General features: G+C 59.2%; 24 protein-coding genes. 11 read left to right on the plus strand and 13 right to left on the minus strand.

Annotated elements, in window-relative coordinates; genetic code table 11:
• Positions 1–19 precede the first annotated feature (19 nt).
• From G474_RS0117035 to G474_RS0117050, 4 genes are read left to right on the plus strand one after another with little or no spacing between them, the layout of a single operon-like run.
• Positions 20–364, plus strand: a complete 345-nt coding sequence (locus tag G474_RS0117035; protein WP_084513827.1) for an acyl-CoA thioesterase — start codon at positions 20–22, stop codon at positions 362–364.
• A gap of 38 nt (positions 365–402) precedes the next feature.
• The gene (locus G474_RS0117040; RefSeq protein ID WP_026688028.1) at positions 403–1554 is read left to right on the plus strand and encodes an OmpP1/FadL family transporter; all 1152 of its coding nucleotides are present in this window, start codon (positions 403–405) and stop codon (positions 1552–1554) included.
• A gap of 20 nt (positions 1555–1574) precedes the next feature.
• A complete protein-coding gene (locus tag G474_RS22260; protein WP_051282388.1) occupies positions 1575–2165 on the plus strand; it encodes a DUF2802 domain-containing protein in 591 nt (196 codons plus the stop codon).
• A complete protein-coding gene (locus tag G474_RS0117050; protein ID WP_026688029.1) occupies positions 2162–3127 on the plus strand; it encodes an SPOR domain-containing protein in 966 nt (321 codons plus the stop codon). Before G474_RS22260 ends, G474_RS0117050 begins: the two co-directional genes overlap by 4 nt.
• A gap of 31 nt (positions 3128–3158) precedes the next feature.
• On the opposite strand, the gene G474_RS0117055 is transcribed toward G474_RS0117050, so the two are convergent.
• The gene (locus tag G474_RS0117055; RefSeq protein ID WP_026688030.1) at positions 3159–3494 is read right to left on the minus strand and encodes a tetratricopeptide repeat protein; all 336 of its coding nucleotides are present in this window, start codon (positions 3492–3494) and stop codon (positions 3159–3161) included.
• A 42-nt stretch (positions 3495–3536) separates the two neighbouring features.
• Between G474_RS0117055 and G474_RS0117060 the strand changes: the two genes are divergently transcribed.
• Both G474_RS0117060 and recG read left to right on the plus strand, forming a co-directional pair.
• Entirely contained in the window at positions 3537–3920 is a 384-nt protein-coding gene (locus tag G474_RS0117060; protein WP_026688031.1) for a RidA family protein, read from the plus strand.
• A complete protein-coding gene (recG, locus tag G474_RS0117065; protein WP_026688032.1) occupies positions 3905–5953 on the plus strand; it encodes an ATP-dependent DNA helicase RecG in 2049 nt (682 codons plus the stop codon). Before G474_RS0117060 ends, recG begins: the two co-directional genes overlap by 16 nt.
• Here the strand turns inward: recG and G474_RS0117070 are convergent, their stop codons facing one another.
• Together G474_RS0117070 and G474_RS0117075 are read right to left on the minus strand one after the other, a co-directional pair.
• Positions 5954–6232, minus strand: coding sequence for a type II toxin-antitoxin system HicA family toxin (locus tag G474_RS0117070; protein WP_026688033.1), 279 nt, complete (start codon positions 6230–6232; stop codon positions 5954–5956).
• Positions 6233–6295: 63 nt separating this feature from the next.
• A complete protein-coding gene (locus tag G474_RS0117075; RefSeq protein ID WP_026688034.1) occupies positions 6296–6610 on the minus strand; it encodes a DnaJ family domain-containing protein in 315 nt (104 codons plus the stop codon).
• 222 nt (positions 6611–6832) lie between these two features.
• On the opposite strand from G474_RS0117075, the gene G474_RS0117080 reads away from it, so the two are divergent.
• The 3 genes from G474_RS0117080 (at position 6833) to G474_RS0117090 (ending at position 8605) form a co-directional block, all read left to right on the plus strand.
• Positions 6833–7159 carry a DUF2004 domain-containing protein gene (locus G474_RS0117080; protein ID WP_026688035.1) on the plus strand — a complete coding sequence of 109 codons (327 nt, stop codon included), beginning with the start codon at positions 6833–6835 and terminating at the stop codon, positions 7157–7159.
• Positions 7160–7186: 27 nt separating this feature from the next.
• On the plus strand, positions 7187–7696 hold the full coding sequence (locus G474_RS21360) for a hypothetical protein (RefSeq protein WP_051282389.1): 510 nt from the start codon (positions 7187–7189) through the stop codon (positions 7694–7696).
• A gap of 120 nt (positions 7697–7816) precedes the next feature.
• Positions 7817–8605, plus strand: coding sequence for a DUF4349 domain-containing protein (locus tag G474_RS0117090; protein WP_026688036.1), 789 nt, complete (start codon positions 7817–7819; stop codon positions 8603–8605).
• 143 nt (positions 8606–8748) lie between these two features.
• Here the strand turns inward: G474_RS0117090 and G474_RS21365 are convergent, their stop codons facing one another.
• The 10 genes from G474_RS21365 to G474_RS22930 all read right to left on the minus strand — a co-directional run bounded on the left by G474_RS21365 (position 8749) and on the right by G474_RS22930 (position 21565).
• Entirely contained in the window at positions 8749–9519 is a 771-nt protein-coding gene (locus tag G474_RS21365) for a transporter (RefSeq protein WP_169729538.1), read from the minus strand.
• 822 nt (positions 9520–10341) lie between these two features.
• A complete protein-coding gene (locus G474_RS0117100) occupies positions 10342–11736 on the minus strand; it encodes a hypothetical protein (protein WP_026688037.1) in 1395 nt (464 codons plus the stop codon).
• Positions 11737–11749: 13 nt separating this feature from the next.
• The gene (locus tag G474_RS0117105) at positions 11750–11938 is read right to left on the minus strand and encodes a hypothetical protein (RefSeq protein ID WP_026688038.1); all 189 of its coding nucleotides are present in this window, start codon (positions 11936–11938) and stop codon (positions 11750–11752) included.
• 567 nt (positions 11939–12505) lie between these two features.
• Positions 12506–14731, minus strand: coding sequence for an ankyrin repeat domain-containing protein (locus G474_RS0117115; protein ID WP_026688040.1), 2226 nt, complete (start codon positions 14729–14731; stop codon positions 12506–12508).
• A 396-nt stretch (positions 14732–15127) separates the two neighbouring features.
• Positions 15128–16195: a TniQ family protein gene (locus G474_RS22915; RefSeq protein WP_169729539.1), complete on the minus strand. Its 1068-nt coding sequence runs from the start codon at positions 16193–16195 to the stop codon at positions 15128–15130.
• Between the two features lie 16 nt (positions 16196–16211).
• A complete protein-coding gene (locus G474_RS22920; RefSeq protein WP_084513824.1) occupies positions 16212–17234 on the minus strand; it encodes a TniQ family protein in 1023 nt (340 codons plus the stop codon).
• Positions 17212–18186, minus strand: coding sequence for a TniB family NTP-binding protein (locus tag G474_RS22925; protein WP_084513825.1), 975 nt, complete (start codon positions 18184–18186; stop codon positions 17212–17214). Before G474_RS22925 ends, G474_RS22920 begins: the two co-directional genes overlap by 23 nt.
• Positions 18186–20165: a DDE-type integrase/transposase/recombinase gene (locus G474_RS21370; protein WP_051282391.1), complete on the minus strand. Its 1980-nt coding sequence runs from the start codon at positions 20163–20165 to the stop codon at positions 18186–18188. The genes G474_RS22925 and G474_RS21370 overlap by 1 nt, the downstream gene beginning before the upstream one ends.
• A gap of 15 nt (positions 20166–20180) precedes the next feature.
• Positions 20181–21116, minus strand: a complete 936-nt coding sequence (locus G474_RS23590) for a hypothetical protein (protein ID WP_156919320.1) — start codon at positions 21114–21116, stop codon at positions 20181–20183.
• A gap of 185 nt (positions 21117–21301) precedes the next feature.
• The gene (locus G474_RS22930) at positions 21302–21565 is read right to left on the minus strand and encodes a DNA-binding protein (RefSeq protein WP_084513826.1); all 264 of its coding nucleotides are present in this window, start codon (positions 21563–21565) and stop codon (positions 21302–21304) included.
• A gap of 78 nt (positions 21566–21643) precedes the next feature.
• On the opposite strand from G474_RS22930, the gene G474_RS22265 reads away from it, so the two are divergent.
• Complete coding sequence (locus G474_RS22265; protein ID WP_156919321.1) at positions 21644–22096, plus strand: helix-turn-helix domain-containing protein; 453 nt, start codon at positions 21644–21646, stop codon at positions 22094–22096.
• A 7-nt stretch (positions 22097–22103) separates the two neighbouring features.
• Positions 22104–22685, plus strand: coding sequence for a hypothetical protein (locus G474_RS23595; protein ID WP_156919322.1), 582 nt, complete (start codon positions 22104–22106; stop codon positions 22683–22685).
• Positions 22686–22885: the final 200 nt, after the last annotated feature.

The raw sequence follows: 22885 nt of genomic DNA on the forward strand, positions 1-22885 counted from the left end.
CGTCCTGCGCCTGGTCCCCATGCCCAAGGAAGAAAACATGTTCGGCGACATCTTCGGCGGCTGGGTCATGGCCCACGTGGACCTGGCTGGCGGCGTCGAGGCCATGCGCTATTCCCGGGGCCGGGTGGCCACGGTGGCGGTGAATGCCTTCCAGTTCCACCAGCCGGTATCCTCCGGCGATCTGGTCAGCTTCTACGCCCGGGTGCTCAGCGTCGGACGCACTTCCATGACCATCGCCGTGGAAGTCTATGCCGAACGCCATCCCCAGAACCCCGTCACGGTGAAGGTGACGGAAGCAACACTCACCTATGTGGCCATGGGTCCGGACGGCAACAAGCGCGACGTTCCCCGGGAAAATGCGTAGAATTCGCGGGTCATAGCGTCAAATCCATGAGCAAGCACATGAAAAAAATGCACGCCCTGGCGGCCACCCTGCTGTCCGCCTTCGCCGTCACCCACGGGGGAGCAGCCCTGGCCGGCGGCTTCCAGGCCCTGGAACAGAACGCCAGCGGCATCGGCACCGCCTATGCGGGCTCCGCTGCGGTGGCCGACAACGCCAGCACCATCTACTACAACCCGGCCGGCATGACTCGTCTGCCGGCTCGCCAGGTTTCCCTGGGTCTGGTCGGCGTGCGCCACAGCTACGAATTCAGCAACCAGGGCTCCTACGGGCTCAGCGGCGGTGACGGCGGCGATGCCGGCGACTGGCGCGGCCTCCCCAATGCTTACCTGTCCTGGGCCGTGAATCCCTCCTGGGTGGTGGGCCTGGGCATTTCCTCCCCCTACAGCCTGCACACCGAGTACGACGCCGACTGGCGCGGCCGGCAGCTGGGCGTGGAAGCCAAGCTGCGCACCCTGAACATCAACCCCGCCGTGGCCTACAAGGTGTCCGACAAGGTGTCCCTGGGGTTCGGCCTCAACTACCAGAAACTCAAGCTGGACAGCGCCTGGATGAACGGGGCCGAGCAGCTGCAGCACCGTTCCGACGAGGATTCCGCCTGGGGCTGGAATGCCGGCGCCCTGTTCACCCTCTCTCCCGCCATGCGGGTCGGGGTGTCCTACCGCTCCGCCCTCAAGTACAACCTGGATGAGGGAACCGTCTTCCAGGGCGTAGACAGCGACGGCCGCCTGAAAACCCCGGGCACCTTCACCCTTTCGGTCTGGCAGCAGGTTTCCGACCGCTGGGAGGCCATGGGCGATCTTTCCTACACCCGCTGGCGTGCCCTGGATGACTACGAGCGGGACAGCTGGCGTTTCGCCTGGGGTGCCGCCTACAAGTACAACGACGCCTGGAAGGCCAAGTTCGGGGTGGCCTACGACCGCAGCCCCCTGCGCGTGGGTGACCGGGGCGTGCTGCTGCCCGACGACCACCGCATCTGGTTCAGCATCGGCGGCCAGTACAAGCCGGGCCGGGATTCGGCCCTGGACTTCGGCTACGCCTACCAGTGGGTCCGGGATCCGGAAGTCAACATCACCGGTTCCGGGGTGCGCCTCAAGGGCGATTACGACGCCAGCGGCCACGTGCTCGGGGTGCAATACACCCAGAGCTTCTGAGGCCGGGCTGAAGGGACGGCATGCAGCTGAGCTTGGCGGGCCTGGAGGGATTGAGCCTGGGCTGGCGGGAAATCCTGCTGGTCCTGATCCTGGCAATCGTCATCTACATGATCTGGCTGCTCTGGCGCATGCGCCGTATCAGCCGCCGCCAGGAAGCGCCGCGGCCCCTGCGGGAACCCCGGGTCGCCAGTCCCCTGGACAACCTGGGGGATGAGGAGGAGGCCGAGGCGGAGCCTCTGGTCTACGCCATGCCTCCCCGGGGGCCGGACACGGAGCCGGCCTGGACCTCGGCCGATACCGCCGGGTTTGCCCAGCAGGCCTTCATGGACGGGGTGGAGCGGGAACTGGAGCAGGTGCGCGAGGAAATGGACGCCCTGCGTGGCGCCCTGGCCGGCCTGCGTGAGGAAATGGCCGGGCTGCGCGAGGAATTCCAGCAGGAGGTGTTGGCCACCCGGGCCGCCCAGAACGCTTCTCCCCTCTACAGTGATGCCATGCAGATGGCCATTCTCGGCCATGACGCCCTGACCATTTCGGAGCGCTGCGGCATTGCCCGGGCCGAGGCCGAACTGGTGGTGGCCCTGGTCAAGAACAAGGACGGGAACTCTCCATGAACGCAGACGCAGCCGAACACGAGGCCCCTGATCCCGATCAGCGCACCCGCATCGTCAAGCGGCTGATGTTTGCCGCCGGCCTGGTGGGGGTGTTGCTGGGCTTGCTGGCCTTCTTTGATTACCTGAGCACCCCCGACGAGGTGGACGCGCCCCAATTCACCGAGCCGGTGCCCGTGCCGCCCAAGCGGCCCACCACCCAGCCGGTGACGCCAGCGGAGCCGGCGGCTCCGGAGACCGAGGTGGCTCCGGTCCCGCCGCCCGTGGCGCCCGAGCCGCCCAGCGTCGAAGCGGCCCCCGGCCAGCCCCCGGTGAGCACGGACAGCGCGCCCGTCGTCACCACCCCGCCGCCCCCTGAGGCAGCCCCCGTGCCGACCCCGGCGCCAACAACGGCCAGCCCCGCGCCCCAGGCCGCCAGGCCCGTTGCCCCGGCAAAGCCCCAGACCCGGCCCGCAGCCCGGACTCCGGTGGAAGCGGTGCCCGAGTACTCGGCTCCGCCCTCGGTGCCCCTGCCGCCCCCGGCCACTGTCCCGGCGCCCACCGAAGGGGCCGCGCCCGCTGTCACCTCTGTTCCCGCTCCGGTCCAGCCGCCGACTCCCGGCAAGCCCCAGCCTGCTCCGGCGGCCCAGCCGGCCCCTGCCAAGCCGGCTGCGGCGACGCCCGCGCCCCCTGCCGCCAGCAAACCTGCTGCTGCAGCGACGCCGACCCCGGCACCCGCTCCATCCCCTGCGGCTGCCCAGCCCCGTTCCCTGCCTGCCTTCCTGGTTCAAGCCGGGGTATTCACCAACACCCAGCGGGCCCAGGAGCTGCACGCGCGGCTGCTCCAGAACGGCATTCCCGCCACCCTGGAGACCCGGGTTCAGGTGGGACCCTTCAATACCCAGGCCGAGGCGGAAGCTGCCAAGGCCAAGATGAAGGCCATGGGCATAGACGGCATCGTGCTGCCGCCCCCTCTGCGTCGTTAGCGTTCTTGCGCCACTAGGGCTGGCCAGGCGCTCAGCCCGGCCCGGCCAGCTGTTTTTCCAGGCGCCGCACGAAGACGCCCATTTCCTTGGCGGCCTGCACGTCCCCCTTGTCCGTCGCCACGGCGATGCCCTGACGGTAGGCGTCCAGGGCTGCCGCCGGGTCACCGGCTTCCGTCAGGGACTTGCCTAGCAGCTTCCAGGCGGCGGAATAGCCCGGGTCCCGGTCCACGGCGGCGCGAAAGCATGCGGCGGCCTGGCGGGGTTCCCCTGCCTTGAGCCACTCGTTGCCCAGGGCGTAGCGCAGCAGGGCCCCATCCCGGGGGCCGTCCAGCAGTTTTTCCAGGTTTTGGATTATCGGCGTGCTCATTTACCATTCCTCATTTCATCGCTTCAGGATAGAGACAACGCCATGGCAAAAACGATCATTTCCACGGACAAGGCGCCTGCCGCCATCGGAACCTACTCCCAGGCGGTCCGGGTAGACCATACCGTCTATCTCTCCGGCCAGATCGGCCTGGACCCCGCTGCCATGACCCTGGTGGAAGGCATCGACGCTCAGATCGTGCGGGTATTCGAGAACCTCAAGGCCGTGGCCGAGGCGGCCGGGGGCTCCCTGGCCGATGTGGTCAAGCTCAACGTCTACCTCACCGACCTGGGCAACTTCGCCAAGGTGAATGAGACCATGGCCCGCTATTTCAGCGAGCCCTACCCGGCCCGCGCCGCCGTGGGGGTGAAGGAGCTGCCCAAGGGCGCCCTGGTGGAAGCCGACGCGGTAATGTGCCTGGGCGCGTAAAGACCCCTGCCTCCGGCGCCGGGGGCAAGAAGGCCACGGGGCTGCAGGACAAGCTGCGGCGCCTGGGACTGCGGCGGCGGGAGGACCTGCTGCTGCACCTGCCCCTGCGCTACGAGGACGAAACCCGCATCACCCCCATCGCCGAAGCCCCCTGGACGGGCACCGTGCAGGTGGAGGGCGAGGTGCTCGCCGCCGAGGTCCAGTTCCGTCCCCGGCGCCAGCTGGTGGCTCATATCAGCGACGGCAGCGCTACTCTGGTGCTGCGCTTCCTGAGTTTCTATCCCAGTCAGCAGACCGCCCTCAGCCCCGGCAACCGGGTGCGCTGCAGCGGTGAAGTGCGGCACGGCTTCTTCGGCTCCGAGATGGTGCACCCCCGCTTCCGGGTGGTGCGCCCGGACACCCCCCTGCCCGAGACCCTGACCCCCGTCTACCCCACCACCGCAGGCCTGGCCCAGACGGCCCTGGCCCGGCTGATCGGCAAATCCCTCTCGGGCCCGCCCCTGGCGGAAATCCTGCCCCCCGACTATCTCGCCCGGGAGAGCCTGCCCGACCTCTGGGAGGCCTTGCGGACCCTGCATGCGCCCCCGGCCGGGGCCCGGCTGGAGGCCCTCTGCAGCCGCAACCATCCGGCCTGGAAGCGCATCAAGCTCGATGAGCTGCTGGCCCAGCAGCTCTCCCTGCGTCAGGCTTACCGGGCCCGGCGCGAGATCGGCGCGCCCCTGCTGCCGGGCAGCGGCGCCCTGGCCAGCCAGCTCAAGGCCGCCTTGCCCTTCGCCCTGACCGGGGCCCAGGAGCGGGCCGTGGCCGAGATCGGCGCCGATCTGGCCCAGCCCTATCCCATGCAGCGCCTGCTCCAGGGGGATGTGGGGGCGGGCAAGACCCTGGTGGCGGCCCTGGCGGCTTGCCAGGCCATCGAATCCGGCTGGCAGGCCGCCTTCATGGCGCCCACGGAAATCCTGGCCGAGCAGCATTACCTGAAACTGCGTTCCTGGCTCGACCCCCTGGGGGTGCAGGTGGCCTGGCTCACCGGCAGCATCAAGGGCAAGGCCCGCCAGGCCCAGACCGAGGCGGCCCGCAGTGCCGGCCTGGTGGTGGGCACCCATGCCCTGATCCAGGAAGGGGTGGATTTCGAGCGCCTGGGACTGTCCATCATCGACGAGCAGCACCGCTTCGGCGTGCAGCAGCGCCTGGCCCTGCGCCAGAAGGGGGGCTCGCCCCACCAGCTGATGATGTCCGCCACCCCGATTCCGCGCACCCTGGCCATGAGCTACTACGCTGACCTGGACGTGTCGGTCCTGGACGAGCTGCCGCCGGGGCGTACCCCGATCCGCACCCGTCTAGCCCGGGACGACCGGCGCGACCAGGTGATGGACTACGTGCGCCGCAAGGTGGAGGAAGGCCGGCAGGTGTATTGGGTCTGCCCCCTGATCGAGGAATCCGAAGCCCTGCAGCTGCAGACCGCCCTGGACACCCATGCCTGGCTGCAGGAAGAACTGCCGGAGCTGGCCATCGGCCTGGTGCACGGCCGTCTCAAGGCCGGAGAAAAACAGGCGGTGATGGCCGCCTTCGCCGCCGGGGAGGTGGATCTGCTGGTGGCCACCACGGTGATTGAGGTGGGGGTGGATGTGCCCAATGCCAGCCTGATGGTGATCGAGCACGCGGAGCGCTTCGGCCTTTCCCAGCTGCACCAGTTGCGGGGCCGGGTGGGGCGGGGCGTCCATGAAAGCAGCTGCATCCTGCTCTACGCCGAGCCCTTGTCGGATACGGCCAAGGCCCGCCTGAAAATCATCTTCGAACACACGGACGGTTTCGAGATCGCCCGCCAGGACCTGCAGTTGCGCGGTCCGGGGGAATTCATCGGCAGCCGCCAGAGCGGCGTGCCCCTGCTGCGCTACGCCGACCTGGAGCTGGATGCGGAGCTGGTGGAAACAGCCCGGGCCCTGGCCGAGGAACTGCTGGCCCAGGCGCCGGACAAGGCGGCCCTGCACCTGGAGCGCTGGCTGGGGGGGCGGGAAGAACTGCTCAAGGCCTGATCAGGCCTGTTCCTGGGCATAGCGGGAAGGACTCACCCCTGCTATCGCCAGGGCTTCGCGCAGGTGTTTCACGTCCTGGCGCTGCAGTTCGTTGCCGTGATGGGGATGGTGCAGGGTGAATTCCTTGCCCCGGAGCAGGACCTTGAAGCGGGCCCCGTGGCCCGGCTCCACCTGGGCGCCCAGATGCTCCAGCAGGGATTCCACCTCGCGCCAGTGCAGGTTGCTGGGCAGCGGGTCCCGGAAGATGGTCTCCAGCAGATGCAGGTGCTTGTTGCTCATGGGACACCTCCTTGTGTGGCGTGTACCCGCAAGATACTCCTGTGTGGCGCTCTCGGGGCAGGCTCAGGGGCCCTTGCCCGCCTCGCCCAGCTGCAGCAGGGACCAGGCCAGCTTTTCCTGCAGGGCCTGACGGGCCTTGCCCGGCGGCGTGGCCGCCAGTTCCTGGCGCAATTCCCCGATGGCCCGGCGCAGGCCCACCTCGGTGGGGGTGAAGCCCGCCTGCTTCAGTACCCGGTTCATCATTCGCTGTTCCGGAGAGACGAAGGGCTCCTCTTCGAACTCCAGCGGCCTGCCCGCCCCGGGCAGGTCGTCCAACTCCCCTCGCTGCACCGCCTCGGTGATGCGTCGCTCGGCGAGGATTTCAAAAATCTTGACCATGATGGGGCTAGAAAGTCGTCTAAGGGGTGTCACCCAAGCGCCGCCCCTGGCGGCAAGGCTCAGCGGTGTGGCCGGGGGTGATGGTACGCTTCCGCCTTCAGAAGGGGTTGCCAATGATGGGGCTATCACATGAAGGCCCCGCCACTAGGCATGCGCAGTTATTTCTTTATCATGTCCTACCCCAGGGCCGGTTTCGGCCGCCAATCTAGCATCAGGAGCAGCATGGATACCCTCGAACTACAGAGACGGCAGCAACTGGCTTTGGACGCCATCAAGCAGTCCTTTGGAACGGCTGCGGCTTCGGACAGCGTCGACTTGTTCATCGAGCATCACCTCGAAGCGCTTCCGGCCGGCTACTGGCTGCAGCAGCTCGGGACGGAGACCCCGGAGCCCTCGGCAGTATTGGGCCTGCTCCTGTTCAGCGGAGCCTGGGGCGAAAACGACATGGAGTATTTCGATTTCACCTTGCCCGGGGAGGTGACCCAGTATGTGGTTTCCGTGTGTTTTGATCAGGCAGGGAAGATCGGCTCCATCTCCATGGAAAGCTGACTTGTATTCCCGGCTTGCCGCCCTGTGATGTTTCCGCGCAAAGCGCCCCTCTATCGCAAAGTGAATACCACGGCCCATGGCGTTCATCATGCCAAGGGTGGGAACTATCGCGACCAACGCAACAGCAAGGCCAGGGGGTGTTATGAGCAGCCCCGTGAAACCATGCACGGCCGGCGGCGGCGGGGACTTGATTACACCCCGTTGTTCAAATTCCTGCTCGCCAACGTTGGCCGGAAGTGGAATGAGGTTCATGCGGAGGCGGTAAGCCGGCTCGACCGCCCCGACCCCATATTCTGGCTGGTGGCCTTGCATGAGCATCAGCGCAGGCCCTATGTCCTGATCGGCGAATCCAGCTACTTCAGCGGCATGTATGTGGACGCTGACGGCCTCCTTCAGCTCGTGGACCCGTCGATGGGGCCTTCCAGCCTTGTTCCCCTGTGCCGGTGCTGTACCCATACCTTTAACGGGCTACCTTTCACCCGGCCTTTCACGGGCTTGCGTGCTACCGTCGAGCCCGGGGGGAGCGGGGCGGCATGAATTCCGCAAGAGGTAAGACATGCGCATGGCCGATCCGCTACCATGGCCCATCTTGAAACCCGGGCCGGCCTGCCATCCGTCCCTCGGCCATGTAAATGGTCCCCTGTTCCCGGAGTGCCCATGCAAGCCTTGTTACCTCTCCTGCTGATCCTGCTGGCGCTTTCCGGCTGTGCCAAGGAGGAGGCTTCGGCCACCATGGACCTGGCGCCAAGCGGCAAGACCGCTTCGTTCCTGGCCTACGAGCATTCCCTGGCGCTGGAAACCGGGGAGCAGCAGCTGGCTCCGGTGGTGGCCGCAGCCCAGGCTGCCTGCCGTGAAGCGGCCGAAGAATTGTGCACCTTGCTGGAGTCCCATGTCCGCTCCGGGCGGAGTGCCTCGGCCTCCCTGAAGTTCCGGGCCAGGCCGGAGGGCATCAGGAAAATCGTTGCGGTCCTGGCTGGGCAGACCCAGGTGACCGATCAGTCCACTACCGCCGAAGACCTGGAAGCGCCGATTGCCGACACCGCCAGGAAGCTGGCCATGCTCAAGGAGTACCGGGCCAGACTCGAAACCCTGGGAAGCCGCGCCAGCCATGATGTTGATGCGCTGATCAAGGTGAATCGGGAGCTGGCCGAGGTTCAGAGCCAGCTTGAGGCCCTGGAGGGAAAACATGCGCAGCTGCGGCAGCGGGTGGAGACGGAAATACTCCGGGTGCACATCAGTACCGATGCACATGGCGCCTTCTGGAAACCCATAGGCCTGGCCCTGTCGGACTTCGGCCGCAACCTGTCCCAGGGGGCTTCGTTTGCCATCACCAGCCTCGCTTTCCTGATCCCCTGGCTGCTCCTTCTCATCCTGCTGGGATGGGGGGGCCGCCGGCTGTGGCGCCGCAAGAGGGGAGCGGGCAGTGGCGGGGCCGCCACCGGCTAAGTGCTTCCCTGGCGGCGGAAGAGGCCGGGTCAGGAGCGGGGACCTGCTTGGATCGGCTGATCCCGGCTCTCTGCAATGTAACCTGAGCCTCGGTTTGTCTGGTCATCCTGCAATCGGCTGAGAATTAGAGCAGTTTCGACCGATCAAAACAGACGGCTTGCCAACCAGGTGAAACCAAAAAAAAGCGAATGGCCGGTTTCGCGGTCTCGGCGGTCGTGCGTAGCCCCCATATCCAGCACGAATCGCGGACTCACTGCATAGCTCGTGGCGATGAGCCACTGCCTGCCGTTGGGCAAGCCACGCTGATAGGTACCTGAATGTTCGACGGCCACCCCCCAGTCTCCGAAACTCTTCGACACGGCGGCAGCCCAGAGTGTGCTTGTCAGGCCCTCTTCAAGCGCACGGGCGCCAAGGCGAGTTACTCCCAGATTGACGTCGAGGCGCCATGAGTCGTCAAAGTCATAACTGACGATCCCGTTGATGCTCCAATCGGTCTTGCCACTCCCGAGTTGGTGGTGTGCGGTCGGCAGTTTCAGCCCGGCCTCAATGCCAAAGTTCAGATTTTCGTCGGCGGTGGCGAAACGTCGCTTGATAATGAAGCTGGTATCGCCGAAACCGTTTCCATTGGCTTCGCTACCGGACTCTCGGATGAAGGCCTCGCCGCTGACAAGAATGCCCCATTCCTCATCCAAGGCCAGCTTGGCTGTGTAAGGCAGAGCTTGCCGACGATCAGATCGGTTGTTCTGGCGGTTCCAGCCCATTTCCAGTTCAAGCCAGCCTGGCGCGGAAAGCTCTGCCGGGTTAGAAATGGTTGGGCGATAGGGGGTAGCACTGGGGGCATCATCAGCTGTGGCGGTTGCGATCAGACCGCAGAATAATGCGGCCGCGCAGACGAGATGCGTGTTGGGCTCCATGTACGGAATGCCTCTTGGAATGAGCATGTCAGGATATCGGAACAATGAAAGCAATGCATTAACGCGTAACTGACATTCCTCATGCATCCAGATTGAACGACTTGTAGCCACAGCCTGTTTGGCTTGACTGGAAAACTCAATCCCACGAAATCGCTGGATTTTGGGCTCTCGGAGTTGATCGGGCCTTCGAAACCTTTGCGGCCCAACGCTCGGCGATCCCGACCTGAGCTGCGGAAATCTCGATTTAAGCTGCCGCCGAAACCCCTCTCGTCCGCAGCTTAAATCGAGATAGAGGCCCCTTGTATTCCCATGTTCGCTGTTGAGTCTCGCAAACCTAGGTCATCACGCTTTTGCACGTTAAGTTGAGATTCTTCCGGCTCTCCGCAACTCAACTTGAGCCTCGGTTTGTTTAGCCACCCTGTAAACGCCTGAAGCATTGCGGACTTCGTCGGATGCATAGCTGATTAACTAGCTTCCGCTGATCGGCCTTTGCTGTCATTGGGCCTGCGCCGTGACTAGGTCGGCCATGTGCCGGTCGCCAGCCGTTCCGCAGTGAATAGCGTTGGACGGGAGCTTTTCGGTTTGGCGAACGCGAAGTGCCGACCCGTTGCTGTCATTTCAGCAGTTCTAAAGCTGACCTTCGTTTTTCAAGGGTGAGCACATGCCGTTGTTCACAGCGATGAAGAGGCGGTAAGCCTGATTTTCCGCAGCGCACCCAAATTGCCCAAGGAGCGCGCTGCGTTCGAGGACTCCGAAATAGCGCGAGCTCCTATCAGGTACGCATCGTTCAACGAACCGGCAGAAGCCGGATGTAGACGAACATCAGTCACCAGGCCTTGACTTGAGCTCGCCAGGCTGGAAGTGCAGCACGCCTTGTGCATAGCTGCAGGGATTTGGAGGGCTGGTATGGACGGATTTCCAAGGTTGGGTTGCGCAGTCCGTTGCATGGTCGCGTCGGGTTGACTGCCGACATGAGCTGAAAAATGGGCACTTGCGATTCTGTAGATCGGCTGTCGCCATAAAACTGCCGTCAGCCAGCAGGTGACGAATTAGGAAGTCCACCGATGCGAGCATGGCCAACCGCGCGTCGGTCAACCTGTCGTCACCGGCAGCGACCGCGAAGTTGAATAGATCATCCCTTTCGATCTCATCATCGAACCCAGCCCGCTCCTGGCGACAACTGCAAATGCCGTGAGTCTGCATCAGGCGATTCATGAGTTGATCGAAGTTGTCGGGATCGGCCTCGCGGATCTGGTCGACGAAGTCGAGCTCGAAGAACGGGTTGTCCAACCGCAAGTCGAGGTTCTTCTCCATGAAGGCGACGCTCTCCTTCACGGCCCTCTCCACGCCGCCAGGAGCGGGGAACATGTCGTGAATTTCCTTCAGGCCAGCACGCAATGACGGTTCGTTGAGCCTCAGCTGCTGGACAGTCTCAACAGTCAGCCATGCGATGGCGTCCTTTTCTTTCTTCCCAAGCTCGTGGCACACCTTCAGGAATTGGATCACTGCGTCGGTCGGTAAAGTGCTCTGAAGGCTGGCCAAGCCGCACATCAAGACAGTCTTATCGTCGAGTTCCGGCGCGATGTGTCGCGCCAGCAAGGGGAGCGCGTGGTACGGGAAGACGGGTGCAGATGACGGCGGATGGTTAAATCCGCGAACCAGAAAATGACTTTCTAGCAGAAAGGCGACCGACTCGATGATCTCGGTGGGGCCGATCACCTTCGGATAGATCGCGACATCACCCAGCTTGTTGGTTACCTCGACGGATACGTCGAGGTGGTCCGGGATGCCGTTAAAATTCCCTGCCGGCTTGCACGACACGATGCTGCACATGTCCACCGACAGCTCCCCGAGCAGCGGCTTGTCGGCCGGGCGGCGCGTACTCCAGATAACGTCCAAGTAGGCGCGCGTCTTCAACTCTTCGGCCGACGAGGTGATAAACCTGCCTTGACCCAACCCCAACTCGTCCGTCGTGTGCCGGAAGGCGTTCCACAGGCCGATGAAGCTCGAATACGCAGACATGCCGTGAACCGTCGACACGTTGTGGAGGTAGTGAATCCACTCGTGGAAGAAGTAGCTTATCTGCACGACAGTCTCGAAGTGCACGCGCGCTCCATCGCGGGGCAGGATAAGCATCGCCGGGCTGAAGGTGATGATCTGCTTGTCTTGTGCGTACGATGCTATCGCCGCTTGTAGGTCCGTTGTGTAGTCGGCCATTTACGAGGCCCTTTCAGATTTGGTTGCTACGTTCTGCTGTCCCGCCAAATGGATAGACAACAACGCCTTCGTTGCCGAGGATGTCAGCAGCGATGGCAGCAAGCTTGTCTGGATAGTCAGCGAACATCGCTTTGTACTTGAGGAGATTTAACTTGATGATAACGCCGTCAAGGTCGAGAACAACCACTGGCCTACCGCTCATATTCTGGACTCCTTGGAGATGTTGAATGTCTGCAGTGAGGGGCTGATTCTGGAGCGCCGCTGACCGTCCGCTCCTAGCCAGGAGTACGTGTCCGCTAAATGAGAAAGCTGCCGGTCGCCATGATGTAGGCCCTAACGGCAGCTTGCTGCCGGACTGCTGACTGAGATTGACCGATCAGCCAACGTCGGCAAAGGCCGAGTAGCTGCTGGGGCTGGGAGTCAGCCGAAGCTCACTTATAAAGCGCGTTTGCTGACCGAAGTTAGATTTCTCGTCGATTCGAGCCGTCGAATATCACGAAGCATGTTTTTCATGCATCGGTGGTCACTAGGTGTTTTAGGGAAGGTGATAAATCCGATCCCTTCTGGATGGCGAAGTTTGCCATGTCGTCCTGGCTCAAAACTCCATCCGTTCCGTAGCATTTCCTTGATTAGGAGGTTGATGTCTTTGTTGTTGCAGTAGTGCATGAATGATCCCCAAGGTTGTTGAGCAACCATGAGGATCGGATTTGTTGGCTACACATACCCGACACGTCGCCGAATGTATTTCTCAAAAATTTATGGGTGTGGATTAGGTGATGCCGTTTCTCTTCTCGCGTTCCATAAGGTAGGAGGCGATGGCGTGTTGCCCGTGGTCAATGGCTACCCAAAGGGCGTCAAAGCGTTCGAGGTGGCTAGGTGCCATCAAGGTCAGATCGGGATCTCCACGATTATTTCCCGTGTGTTCGACCAGCATTCTGAACGTTTCGAGGTCCCCTACCTGCGCTGCGAAAAGAGTCGGAGTCCATTCTGCAAGGTCATGAGCTTCCACGCGGTAGCGCCGGTTGGCATCGGCACCACCCGCCAATAGGGCTTGAATTACCGCACGGTAGTCAGCAGAGGGGCGAACGAAATAGTCCAGAACTGCGCTGAAGAGTTGGCGATTCCTTTCGGAGGCGTTTTTAAGGTCGTAGAGTCGCTGCCGTCTTTTGGAAAGATCTATATCGAGTGCCGCCCCTTCCTTCGCATCGTAGGAATCAGCACGCGTCTTGCCGGAGAAATAAGCTTGCTCCTGAGTCGGGTCATCCCGGTGCAAGCTACCGTGGAGAAGTACCATCGCATAACAAAGTGCAGAAGGGAGATAGTCACAGTGCTGTTCGACTTCGGCGCCAAGCTCAATCAATCTCGTCACGGCAGGTGCATTGGCCATTTCGATGGCAATCTTCAGCGGCGTTTCGCGCTTCGTTGAGGCCGGCCGATTGACCGTCTCTTGCGAGAGATTCTGGCCCAACAGATACTCCATGATGAGTGTGTCTTTTCGATCACAGGCTCGACGCATAGCGTAGGAAAGCGGGCCTTCACCCGATTCCGGAATAAAGTCATTCGGGTCGCCACCGGCAGCGAGCAACTGTTTGACGTCATCAAGCGTGCCTTCCTGAATCGCGACCATTAGTGGCGTCCGACGTGTTCTACCTTCGGCATACTTGATTTTCTGATTGGGGTTGGCGATGTGTTTTTTGCCGAGATTAAAGGCATCGTCAGTGCTTCGGATTTCCACTCGGGGAGGAATTCGATCCTTCGCCTTCTGGGGAGCAAACATCTGTTCGAAGCTAAAGGCGATGCGACGCAGTTCCTGAGTATCCAGTGGGCGCTTCGGGCGCCGGTTCAGTCCAAGCATGAACGTTTTGTCCCAGTAACCATTGGCAGCGTCCTTATCCCCGACGCCAACCGCGTACAGCAATGCTTCATTCAGGATCGGGTGTTGATTCTGCCCGGCCTGCCACCATGCGCCGGAAACCGATTCGGCGTAGAGGTCGAGGGCGGCCTCCTTTTTGCCCAGCAGCGCTGCGTTCCGCGCGGCAAACCAAGCGTGGATGTAGCGATAGGCGGACTGTAAGGCGGGATCGGCCCGCTCAATCAGGCCCAGAAGCTGATCGAGTCTATCTTGAAGAGTCTTCTTGTCATGCTCCTTGGTCGAGAACATCATCAGAATCGTTTCGAGCAGCGGAATCGCCTGGCGACGCAGAGGAACATCGCCTGCGCGGTGGCTCGCCTGGCTGATGGCGCGCGAGGCGTCTTCGAGCCCCCATGGTTGTTGGCTCCGCAGACTCAGGTTGCGCTTCACGACATCCCGCAACTCGGTCGATAGCGATTGGTAGGCGCAGGCCAGCAGGAGCCATCCCGACAGGAGAGGGATCTCCCGTGCTGATGCGTCCTTGCCGATCGCCGCCGCAACCTTGGGTGCATAGGGCCAACCAAGCTTGCCCACGGGTTCCCCAACAAGCCAGCGTTCGATCGTTCTTGGGTCGGCATCGAGTTCGTTACCCAGATTCGTGAGCAGCTTCTCTTGGGGTACTTTGGTGTGATGCGAAGCGAAGGCCAGCCAGGCTTTGAACGGCGAGGTGCACCACTGTTCGAAATCTGGAGCGGTTCTCCTGCTGGCTGCAAGGGTGAGGAAGCCGGCAAGCATCGGCGCCGTGAAGTGCTGTGAGATCAGCCTTTGCCCCTCGGCGGTGCTCAGCGGGGTGACGTCCAGGTTCTGAGCCAATCCTTGCAGCGCCTCGGCGGTCCGAAACCAAGCGTAGCGGAAGGTTTCTGCCCATTCGTGACCACAATCTTTGGCGAGTGCGTCCGTGCAGCTATCTTCTATCGATTGCAGTCTGTCGAACCTGCTGCTCTGACGTTCATCGTCCTCGTTGGCAAGGTCATCGAGATCCTTGTCTTGACCGGTCTGCAAAACGAGGGGCCGGTATCCAGCAGCTTTGATCAGGGCTCTGAGAAGATTGCCTAGGCGTGGGATGATGGTTTCTTTGCTCATGTTTATCAGGGCGGGTATTTCCCGCCCCCTCTCTAATTAGTGCTTACCACCCTTTGCCCCCGCACTTTGAGCGCGCGCGGCAAAGCTACCCTTGGACACCCCACCGGCCTTGGCCGTCGCGCTCTGGATACGCGCGGCTGCAGTCTGGGTCATCGGAGTGGCCGGAGCCTTGGGGGCTGAAGTCTTGGTCGTCATTGTCATTCCTTTCGATTAGAGTAGTGCCAAGTCGGCACACCGTCATCTTGAGGAAAGGGCCTTCCGCAGACACGACATGGAACCGAAGGAATTCTGGATTTTCTGTTGTCGATGAAAGTGGGGCTACCCACTGCGGAGTGGACCGTATTCATTAATTGCTAGCAACGGTTCGCGTTGCTGCTAAAACGGCAATTGCTATTTTTACGACAATGAACAGCAATGCTGTATTTGGGTAGAGTGATTGCAGTAGCGAATCACCCACTGCTTTGTTCGGTCGAAGTCCTGCCGCGACCAAGTTTGTCTGAGCGCATTTTTCAGGACGTTCTCGCCTGACCACCAGAGAGTTGTTCCAAATAGGTTTTGCTGCTCCATCAGCGAGCTGCAAATCTGACCAGTAGCTCGTCCAAATAGCGCCTTCGCCTCGATGCCAACCCCGACATATGGCCCAGGGAAATCCGGCTTCGCAGAAAAGTCCAATATTCGGATGACCTGCGCTAGTTTTTCAAATGCAGTTTCAGCATTCATCACAGGGCGATCAGGAGGGCTTGGGGATCCCGAATGCGGTGTCAGTAAAGCCTCGTGATCGCCGTGGCAACCGAGGTTGTAGGCGAATTCCCTCTGGATTGAGTGAAGTTCTGCTTTTAGCCAAAAAGGAAGCAAGTCGTCTGCTTGTTGGGGTGGGCAGAGGTCTCCTCCGCAGTGGTGGCACATTCGTAAATCCAGGATGCGTGTTCGGTTGCGGGGACTGTAATGCCAGAACAGGGGTTGTTGGCAGACCGGGCAGTAGTCGCGCATGACGCACCCATGCTTTTGACAGATCCAGTTGGAAGCCAAGCGCCAACTGCTCCGGTAATACGGGATGGTGTCGCTTGCCAGGCATTGCGGACAGTAGCGAAGGTGCGGGAGCATGCGCATGGGATCGGTATGCAGGCACAACAAAGCCGGCCCCAAGAGAAGGTCGCCATTATCTGGAACCAGTTCTTTCAGGGGTGTAGCAGGTGTGCTTATCAATTTGCCGAGGTAATCCCAAGGCAGTGCTTCCCGATCAAAATCCAACCAAAAAATTGGTTTCTGCCAAGAGACGCCGATCCAGTCGAGAACTTTTCCGGGAGAGCAATTCTTCCTTATGGCATAACGAATCAGCCACGAGCTGACCGCTTCTCCTGGCAGCGGCGAAGGAAAGTCATAAGCTCTGGCAACGCGAGGATTCCAACTCTCTCCGTAAATCGAGGCCAACTCGCCGAGCGCTTCGAGTGACCTGGCGATCATCTCTTCTCGTGCCATATCAGCTTAGATCAAGTTCCAGTTGCGGGGAGTCGAGCCGGGAGGGCCGAGTTTTGATTTCAGCCTGTTTCACCAGTTGTCGGACGAATGCTTCGTATGGACTCGAGATAAACCTGAAATCACACGAGCCAATATGGGATTCGTAATACCGCTGAATCGGACCGAGCAGGCGCATGGTGGCATTGTCTCCAGACCACTTTGAATTGAGCGCAATTTGCCTCAACAAAGCTTGATTCAGCCGGGATGGCCAGTCAGATAGAAGCCAGCAAACCGCGGCGATCATCTCTCGGGTTTCTCGGTCATCAAGTTTGCGGAGACCACTACCTTGGCTGAGTGGAAAATTACCCAGTAGGTGATGGCCGAGAAACCAGAGGCTGTGGCATAACCCGTCAAGGCTCAGGCGTGCGAGATTTTCGACCTGGTAGGCTGGAATGCAGGCTGAATCAAGATTCAACGGGCCATCGGAACGATTGGCTATGATCCGGGCAATGAGTAGTTGCTCTGCCTCTGCGGGCAGCGACTCACTCTTGCGAAGATCGAATCCGCATTCGCAGTATTCGGGCTGGCGTCTAGAAAGGGCAAGTTGCCTCTTGCATTGAGGGCAGCGATCGATCAATTGGCACCTGTGTTTCCAGCAAGCGGTATTGAAAGCCAGGTGCCATGCTCCCTGTAGGAAGGGCTGTTCTTGCAGGCATCGATGGCAAATTGGAGCATGTCTGAGTTTGAGAAAGGTCGATTTGCTCAGCCATTCACCGAGGATTTTCCATTCGCGCCCTTTCCTGGGGACTTTTCGAGACATGCCCGAGAGTTGGCTAAGCTCGTTCACGCTGTTCCGCGTGTATATCGCGAGCCGTGGAATCTCGGTTTGCTCAACCTGCGGATTCGTTGAACTGGCGCCTAGCGCGTATTGGAGAATTTCCTGATGGCTACGGTAGTGATTGGCACCGGCGCAGCGCATCAGGAAACCCCGCAGCGATTCGAACGGGTAGGGCTGTGTTCGATTAATTAAGCGGTACTGGTCCAAAAGGGGTTTCCTCTGAGCAATGAACCAGAAAGTGGGCTTCTGCGAGATGTTCGCGAGAAATTCGTGGTTTTCCTTTCTGGCTGGCAGTACGGACCGCTTCTGCCAATAGCATCTTGAGTAGTCGAAAACTTCCTCGACACGAGTCGAATATCGCTTTGGAAAGCTTACTGTCGATAAGATTGGATTTTTCTGGCATCGGTAGGCACTCATCGAGTGTGGCGAGGATGCCTAGAAACTCTTCGTTAAAAGAAAATGCCTTTAGAAACGACAGTCCCGGCCAGCGTGTTGTTTGCTCGTCCTGTCGCCTGATTTCATCGAGAGGAGGGGTGCCGATGAAAATAAAAGCCACGCCAAGAATTTCGTACAGTCGTTTCAAGGTCGCTCCTAGTGCGCCTCCTGCATCTCCTTTGCCTTTCTTTGAAGCCAGCACCCAAAGGTGCTGTGCTTCATCGAAAGCGATCAGCAACACGCCTGCAGTTTGAACAGCGTCGCGTAAGGTGTCGCGCAGTTCTTTGAGATTCAATCCTTTCATGCTGCGTGGGTCCTGTCCTAATTGCATGAGAAGCCGTATGTAGATTTCCCCGATATTGGGACGGGCCTCGAAGGTGAGGTAAAGAACGGGGCAGAGTCTGCGATGATCGCCTTCGATCGGTTTGAGCCGCTTGAGAAGCCGTTCCAGAATGAACGACTTCCCACGTCCTCCTTCGCCGATGATCCAAAGCCCCCCTGGCTTTTTCGCAACTTTAGCCCTGGTGAGAAGCGCATCTATGTATTTGTTGGCTCTCCGGTACTCATCGAAGGCAATGGGTACATCCAGTACGTACTGAGCACGATCAGCCGGAGTTCCGGCCATGGCGCGAGCACGTTCCTGTTGAGGATCTAGTGCTGGGACGATATCCGGTGTCGGTTCTGCAAACAGATGCTCCGATTGCAAATCTGCCATCGTATTCATTACGACCCCCACGCGTAACTTGGGACGTTCGTGAACGAAGGCAAATTCGGCGGTGGCGTTAGGTTTCCGTTCTCTCCTAAGGGGGTCAGGATTGTTCGCGTCTCGCCAGTTAGCGTGTTATTCGAATTGATGCCTGCAAGGCGAGCTAACAGGACCTTGCCGGCGCTCTTTTTGGTCTCCAACTCTTCTGCAAGCACGTTCTGGATACGGCTACGGGTTTCGATCAACGTATCAACGGCCGTCGATTTTTCCAATCGAACCGTGGCTTCGGCCCGGATGAACTTGTGCTGAAAACGACTCAAGCCCTTGCTGTACTCCGGTCGTGTCGAGGGAACGCATAGGTATTTATGTGTCGCAGGATGCTCGACGTAAATCTGGCCAAGGTCTTCATCGCAGACAACGTAATTGACTGTTTTCCCGCGGCCGATGTCCTTCATCAGGGCCTCCAGTTGGTCGTCGGCGTAGGTTTGCCAAGAAAATCGGATTCCTTCTTGAGACAGAGCCCCTGTGTGATGCTCGCCTAGGACGATATTCAGTTCGTCAATTGAACACGGGTAGGGTGGAGGGGCCGTTTCGATACCGCTTTGCCATAGTTCGAGTGGTGCAGCCTGGTTTCGTACGTTGGTTTGAATGTTGTGAAAATCTGCCGCCCACTTGTGAAGCAGATAGATCAACGTTGAAAAGCGAACGACGGCTTGATTGACAGAGTCGTAGTCCCCACGCTTTTCAAGTGAGGCAAAGGTTCGACCCGGCATTGACTCAAAGAACGTTTGTTCCAATGTGAGAAAGAAGCGCTCGATTGATCCTTTCAACCAAGGGGTTCTTCGTTCGCAGTACTCCCAGAATGAGCCCAGCGCTTTGATTGCATTTCGGTAGCGCTGGCAGATGAAATCGGCCCCGCGGTCAGATGCGTAATAGACGGCTCGGCCAAACGCAGGCCAAGGATTCTCGATATCTGGCCACAACTCATAGGCGAAGTGGTGCGAGGAGAGTGAGTGTTTGATCGCTCCAAAAATTGAGCTCAGTCCGGTTTTCTGGAACGAAACGTAGAATCCGAGCAAAACGCCCGAATAGCGATCCTTGATAGCCGTGAGCCACGGCCTGCCAAGCGGTAGCAGCGCATGGTCGTCGATGACGTAGAGATTCATCGGCGTGTGATCAATTTCGACAACATCCAAGGGATGATCCGCAGGAAGGTGCCCCTTGGCCATTTTGAAATAGCGCCTGGCTTCTTCTCGTCCCAAGCGAGCGATCATCACCTCCTCTTTGGGGCGATCATCAATGCGGTTTCCGTACGTTCGCTCACTGGCTTTCGTTAGCAGAGGGCGATCCTGGGATGCTCGTTCGGCGTTTTCGGTCTTTAGCTTATTGGCGTAATCTCGGTGCGCACCAACGACAGTTGGTTGGCTGGATTGTGCGTAGTAGTCGTCGATGTGATTCTGAAGAAATTCCTCACTTTCCTTGTCGAGGCGCTTGGTGCACTTCCTGAAACTGTTGCCATTGATGACAACAAGGAGGTCGCCTCCCGATGCGTCTATCTCCTTCCACCATTTCGATATCGTCGAAGTGCCAGGAGGGCCGAGCGGATCTGCAATTTCCTTCGCAATTCTTGCAGCGCTATCAGCAATCAGGAATTTTTGACCGCGGGTGATGCCTTCCTTCTTCAGTTTCGAGATGTACGTAATCTTGCGGTCGTGATTGAGTTGGTATCTCTCCGGGATGAGATTGAGGTCCCGGAAGTTTTGGAGTACTTCGGTGCTTTCAGGCTTGATCACCAAAGCTTCCGGTGATGAGAACGCGTCAACAATTTTCAGTTGCAGCGAAGTGTGGGCAGACCAAAACGCAGATTCCGTTAGCGTTATTTTTTGGCCGGTTTTTTGGTTTTCGAAATAGATTTCGTTGGCAGACCGACTGTCGTATTCGAAAATCTGGCCCTGGTAGGAGATAACAAGCCCTTTTTGGAGGAAAAATGATCCCATGTCGGCTCCTCCGGACTAGGCGTTGTTAGGCTTAGTTGCTTGACCAGGTGCGCGATCTCGTCGCTCCCAAGATTTTCTAGGACTGAGCTCCGTCGCTCCGAGATCACGAAGAGGCGCCGCCTTTGAAAATCCTCCAACAAAATTCCATGGGGTAAGAGGTGGACGAGTCTGTCGCAGAGCCGTCGTAGTTTCCAGTCGGTATTGATCTGGCGTTCCACGACCCAAAGCCAGCGCTGCCAGAAGATCACCATGCCGGGTCGAACGCAAAATATCTTCAAGGAACAATCCCTTCAATGGTTGATCGGGGAGGCTAACCAAACTTGATTTGGTCAGTTTTTGGGACCAGTCGAAGCAAAGCCAGCGTTGCGCTATTAGTGTGTAGGCTTCGGCCAGCGAACAAGATGCCGTATCGCAGAGTTCTGAGATCGCCATCGTCTGCTTGCGCTGAAATGCTTCTGTTACCCGAACCAATGCCTCACTGGGAAGTGGTGAGGTCAGATAACGCATCAATATATTGGTGTTGGTTTTTTGGGGTTCGCAAAACAGCTGTTCATCAACAATGAACGCAAATGCTTGCTTGGTCTTCCGAAAGTGCTTGGCGATCGAGAGGTACTTTGGGAGATGTTCCGGATGAAATAGAAACTCGAGTGGCTTGATTTCGAGGAGCGTCTCGATATCGCCGTGTTCGACCATGAAATCTGCGGTGTATTGGCGCTCCACACCCTCATGGTCGAGGTAGGTGCGTTCTTGTTGGGAATAAACCTTTTTGATGTTCCTGCAGAGCAGCAGGCGTGGAATCGCAAGCTTCTCGTGAGGAGACTCGTATTCAGCCGGATAGGGGGTTAGCTCCTCAACCTGAAGGCCTCCGGTGGTACGGTGCGGCGAGACTTCAACTAAATTGCGGCTTGGGGCGTTAGTGCCCGCCAGTTTTTTTGCGTGGCGCTTTTTCATGATTTCTCCAAGGTGAAATCAAAAGCATCCAAACGAATATTTTCGTCATTGGATGTAAATTTTTGGCGACAAAAATCCTTGACTTCGCCGGCTGCCTTGGAGATACTTTGTGTGTGAGATGTATTTTTTTCCGTGGCTAGCGGGCAAGGCCGGATGAACCGAAAGGTGAGTCCGGTATTTTTTTGTTACATGGTTTCCTCCTCCTGTTGGAGCCCTGACAGAATCTGACTGAGCGTTTGAACATCGGTCAGATGTCCTGCTTTCAAGCCGAGAGCGACTGCAATCCTGTGGCTTTGGCCACGCAGGCAGCGCCGCTTCCCTTCAAGGATTTGATAGACGAGGCCGCACGAAAAGCGGTTTTCGCGAGCCCATTCCGCAATGGATATGCCGCTGCCTTCAATCAAGGAGCGGCATTCTTCAGGAGTGCGGAAGGGGGGAGAAGTGCTCATGGTGCAATTTGTATGCAAACGCGTACACGCTAGCACCCTGTATAGAAACTGTGCAACATATTTTCTATAATCCCTGACATGCCTACACAAAACGAAACATTTCTGCCTGGGTTTGGTGAACGTCTCAAGGAAGAGCGAAAGCGCTTGGGGCTTAGCCAGGATGAGTTCGCCGAGCGTGCTGGCGTAAAGCGTCTTGCCCAGCTCCAGTACGAGAAAGAAGCCCGTGAGCCAAGAACTTCGTACTTGGCGGCCATCGGAGCGATGGGCGTCAGTCTTTCCTACGTGATTTTTGGGAAGAGACCGGCGGAGTCTGTGCTTGGGCCTGAGGCAATCCGAGGGATTGAGAAGAAGATTTTTGACCAGCTTGAGGCCTACGTTGCGGAGCAATGCGGAGGCTATATGAGTTCCGAGGGCCGTTATGTCTTATTCGAGGTGATGCGCTCACATTGCATCCAGGCTGCAAGCAAAGGGCTTGATGTCGAGAGCAACTTGGCAGCATTTTTCCCCAAGAGGTTTGAAGGCAATGGATAGGAATAAAGTGACCGATCCTTCCGATGCGCACGTGATGCGAGCATTAAGTCGGATCAGAGAAGCGTTTGAAAACGACTCCCCCTGCAGTGAAGATGAGGCGCTCGAAGTTTTGCGAGAGAAGCTGTTCGAGCTTCGGCCGGGTGAGGCGTCTGAAAAAGCTTATGGACCAAGTGCCGAGGCAGCTCATCTTGGTGAGCCCCCGAATAGTGATAATCGTGTTGAAGCTGTTTTGGGCTGGCTGAGCGATACGAAGAGGTTCGCGCCAATGGAAATTGAACGCATGCGGCGTATCGGGATTTTTGCGGAAACGTCAGATGGACGCGTGGTTGTGCGTGAGCAACCGTTGCAAGAGGCTTGGGCATCCGCTCTTGTTGCCGGTGTTGCCTTGCTTACCGGTGCCTGGATTGCCTGGGTCTGGTTCGGGTCGGAGGGTAATCTGACCGTGATTGCAGCCTCATTTTCGATCGGGAGCTTTTTCGGGCTTGTCGTAGGAAAAGCGCTGGATAAATCGTTCCGATTCGCCAAACTTCGTTCAAAAGTCTTGGAGGTGGCGCCTCGTTTTGAGGATGGTCTGGTGGTGCGCCTTTAGCAGGCTGGTGAGAAACTCATCGTGATTCCCGATTTTCTTTCCCTGCCGAGATTTTTTACGGGGCGGCAGCCCCGACGGCCCGGTTTTTCGGGCCTTTTCGCCCTTTGTCACGGGGCTTTCGGCCCCATTTCCCCGCCACCGGGCCGGCAGCGGGCGCACCTCGCCCTATGTGGGCAGCAATTTCATCCTCGGCGCCAGCA

The organism is Azovibrio restrictus DSM 23866 (assembly GCF_000429665.1).
Lineage (GTDB): Bacteria > Pseudomonadota > Gammaproteobacteria > Burkholderiales > Rhodocyclaceae > Azovibrio > Azovibrio restrictus.

Coding starts and splice junctions, on each gene's coding strand:
- G474_RS0117035 (WP_084513827.1), top strand. CDS start 20: ATGCCCAAGGAAGAAAACATGTTCGGCGACATCTTCGGCGGCTGGGTC.
- G474_RS0117040 (WP_026688028.1), top strand. CDS start 403: ATGAAAAAAATGCACGCCCTGGCGGCCACCCTGCTGTCCGCCTTCGCC.
- G474_RS22260 (WP_051282388.1), top strand. CDS start 1,575: ATGCAGCTGAGCTTGGCGGGCCTGGAGGGATTGAGCCTGGGCTGGCGG.
- G474_RS0117050 (WP_026688029.1), top strand. CDS start 2,162: ATGAACGCAGACGCAGCCGAACACGAGGCCCCTGATCCCGATCAGCGC.
- G474_RS0117055 (WP_026688030.1), bottom strand. CDS start 3,494: ATGAGCACGCCGATAATCCAAAACCTGGAAAAACTGCTGGACGGCCCC.
- G474_RS0117060 (WP_026688031.1), top strand. CDS start 3,537: ATGGCAAAAACGATCATTTCCACGGACAAGGCGCCTGCCGCCATCGGA.
- G474_RS0117070 (WP_026688033.1), bottom strand. CDS start 6,232: ATGAGCAACAAGCACCTGCATCTGCTGGAGACCATCTTCCGGGACCCG.
- G474_RS0117075 (WP_026688034.1), bottom strand. CDS start 6,610: ATGGTCAAGATTTTTGAAATCCTCGCCGAGCGACGCATCACCGAGGCG.
- G474_RS0117080 (WP_026688035.1), top strand. CDS start 6,833: ATGGATACCCTCGAACTACAGAGACGGCAGCAACTGGCTTTGGACGCC.
- G474_RS21360 (WP_051282389.1), top strand. CDS start 7,187: ATGTTTCCGCGCAAAGCGCCCCTCTATCGCAAAGTGAATACCACGGCC.
- G474_RS0117090 (WP_026688036.1), top strand. CDS start 7,817: ATGCAAGCCTTGTTACCTCTCCTGCTGATCCTGCTGGCGCTTTCCGGC.
- G474_RS21365 (WP_169729538.1), bottom strand. CDS start 9,519: ATGGAGCCCAACACGCATCTCGTCTGCGCGGCCGCATTATTCTGCGGT.
- G474_RS0117100 (WP_026688037.1), bottom strand. CDS start 11,736: ATGGCCGACTACACAACGGACCTACAAGCGGCGATAGCATCGTACGCA.
- G474_RS0117105 (WP_026688038.1), bottom strand. CDS start 11,938: ATGAGCGGTAGGCCAGTGGTTGTTCTCGACCTTGACGGCGTTATCATC.
- G474_RS0117115 (WP_026688040.1), bottom strand. CDS start 14,731: ATGAGCAAAGAAACCATCATCCCACGCCTAGGCAATCTTCTCAGAGCC.
- G474_RS22915 (WP_169729539.1), bottom strand. CDS start 16,195: ATGATCGCCAGGTCACTCGAAGCGCTCGGCGAGTTGGCCTCGATTTAC.
- G474_RS22925 (WP_084513825.1), bottom strand. CDS start 18,186: ATGAATACGATGGCAGATTTGCAATCGGAGCATCTGTTTGCAGAACCG.
- G474_RS21370 (WP_051282391.1), bottom strand. CDS start 20,165: ATGGGATCATTTTTCCTCCAAAAAGGGCTTGTTATCTCCTACCAGGGC.
- G474_RS23590 (WP_156919320.1), bottom strand. CDS start 21,116: ATGAAAAAGCGCCACGCAAAAAAACTGGCGGGCACTAACGCCCCAAGC.
- G474_RS22930 (WP_084513826.1), bottom strand. CDS start 21,565: ATGAGCACTTCTCCCCCCTTCCGCACTCCTGAAGAATGCCGCTCCTTG.
- G474_RS22265 (WP_156919321.1), top strand. CDS start 21,644: ATGCCTACACAAAACGAAACATTTCTGCCTGGGTTTGGTGAACGTCTC.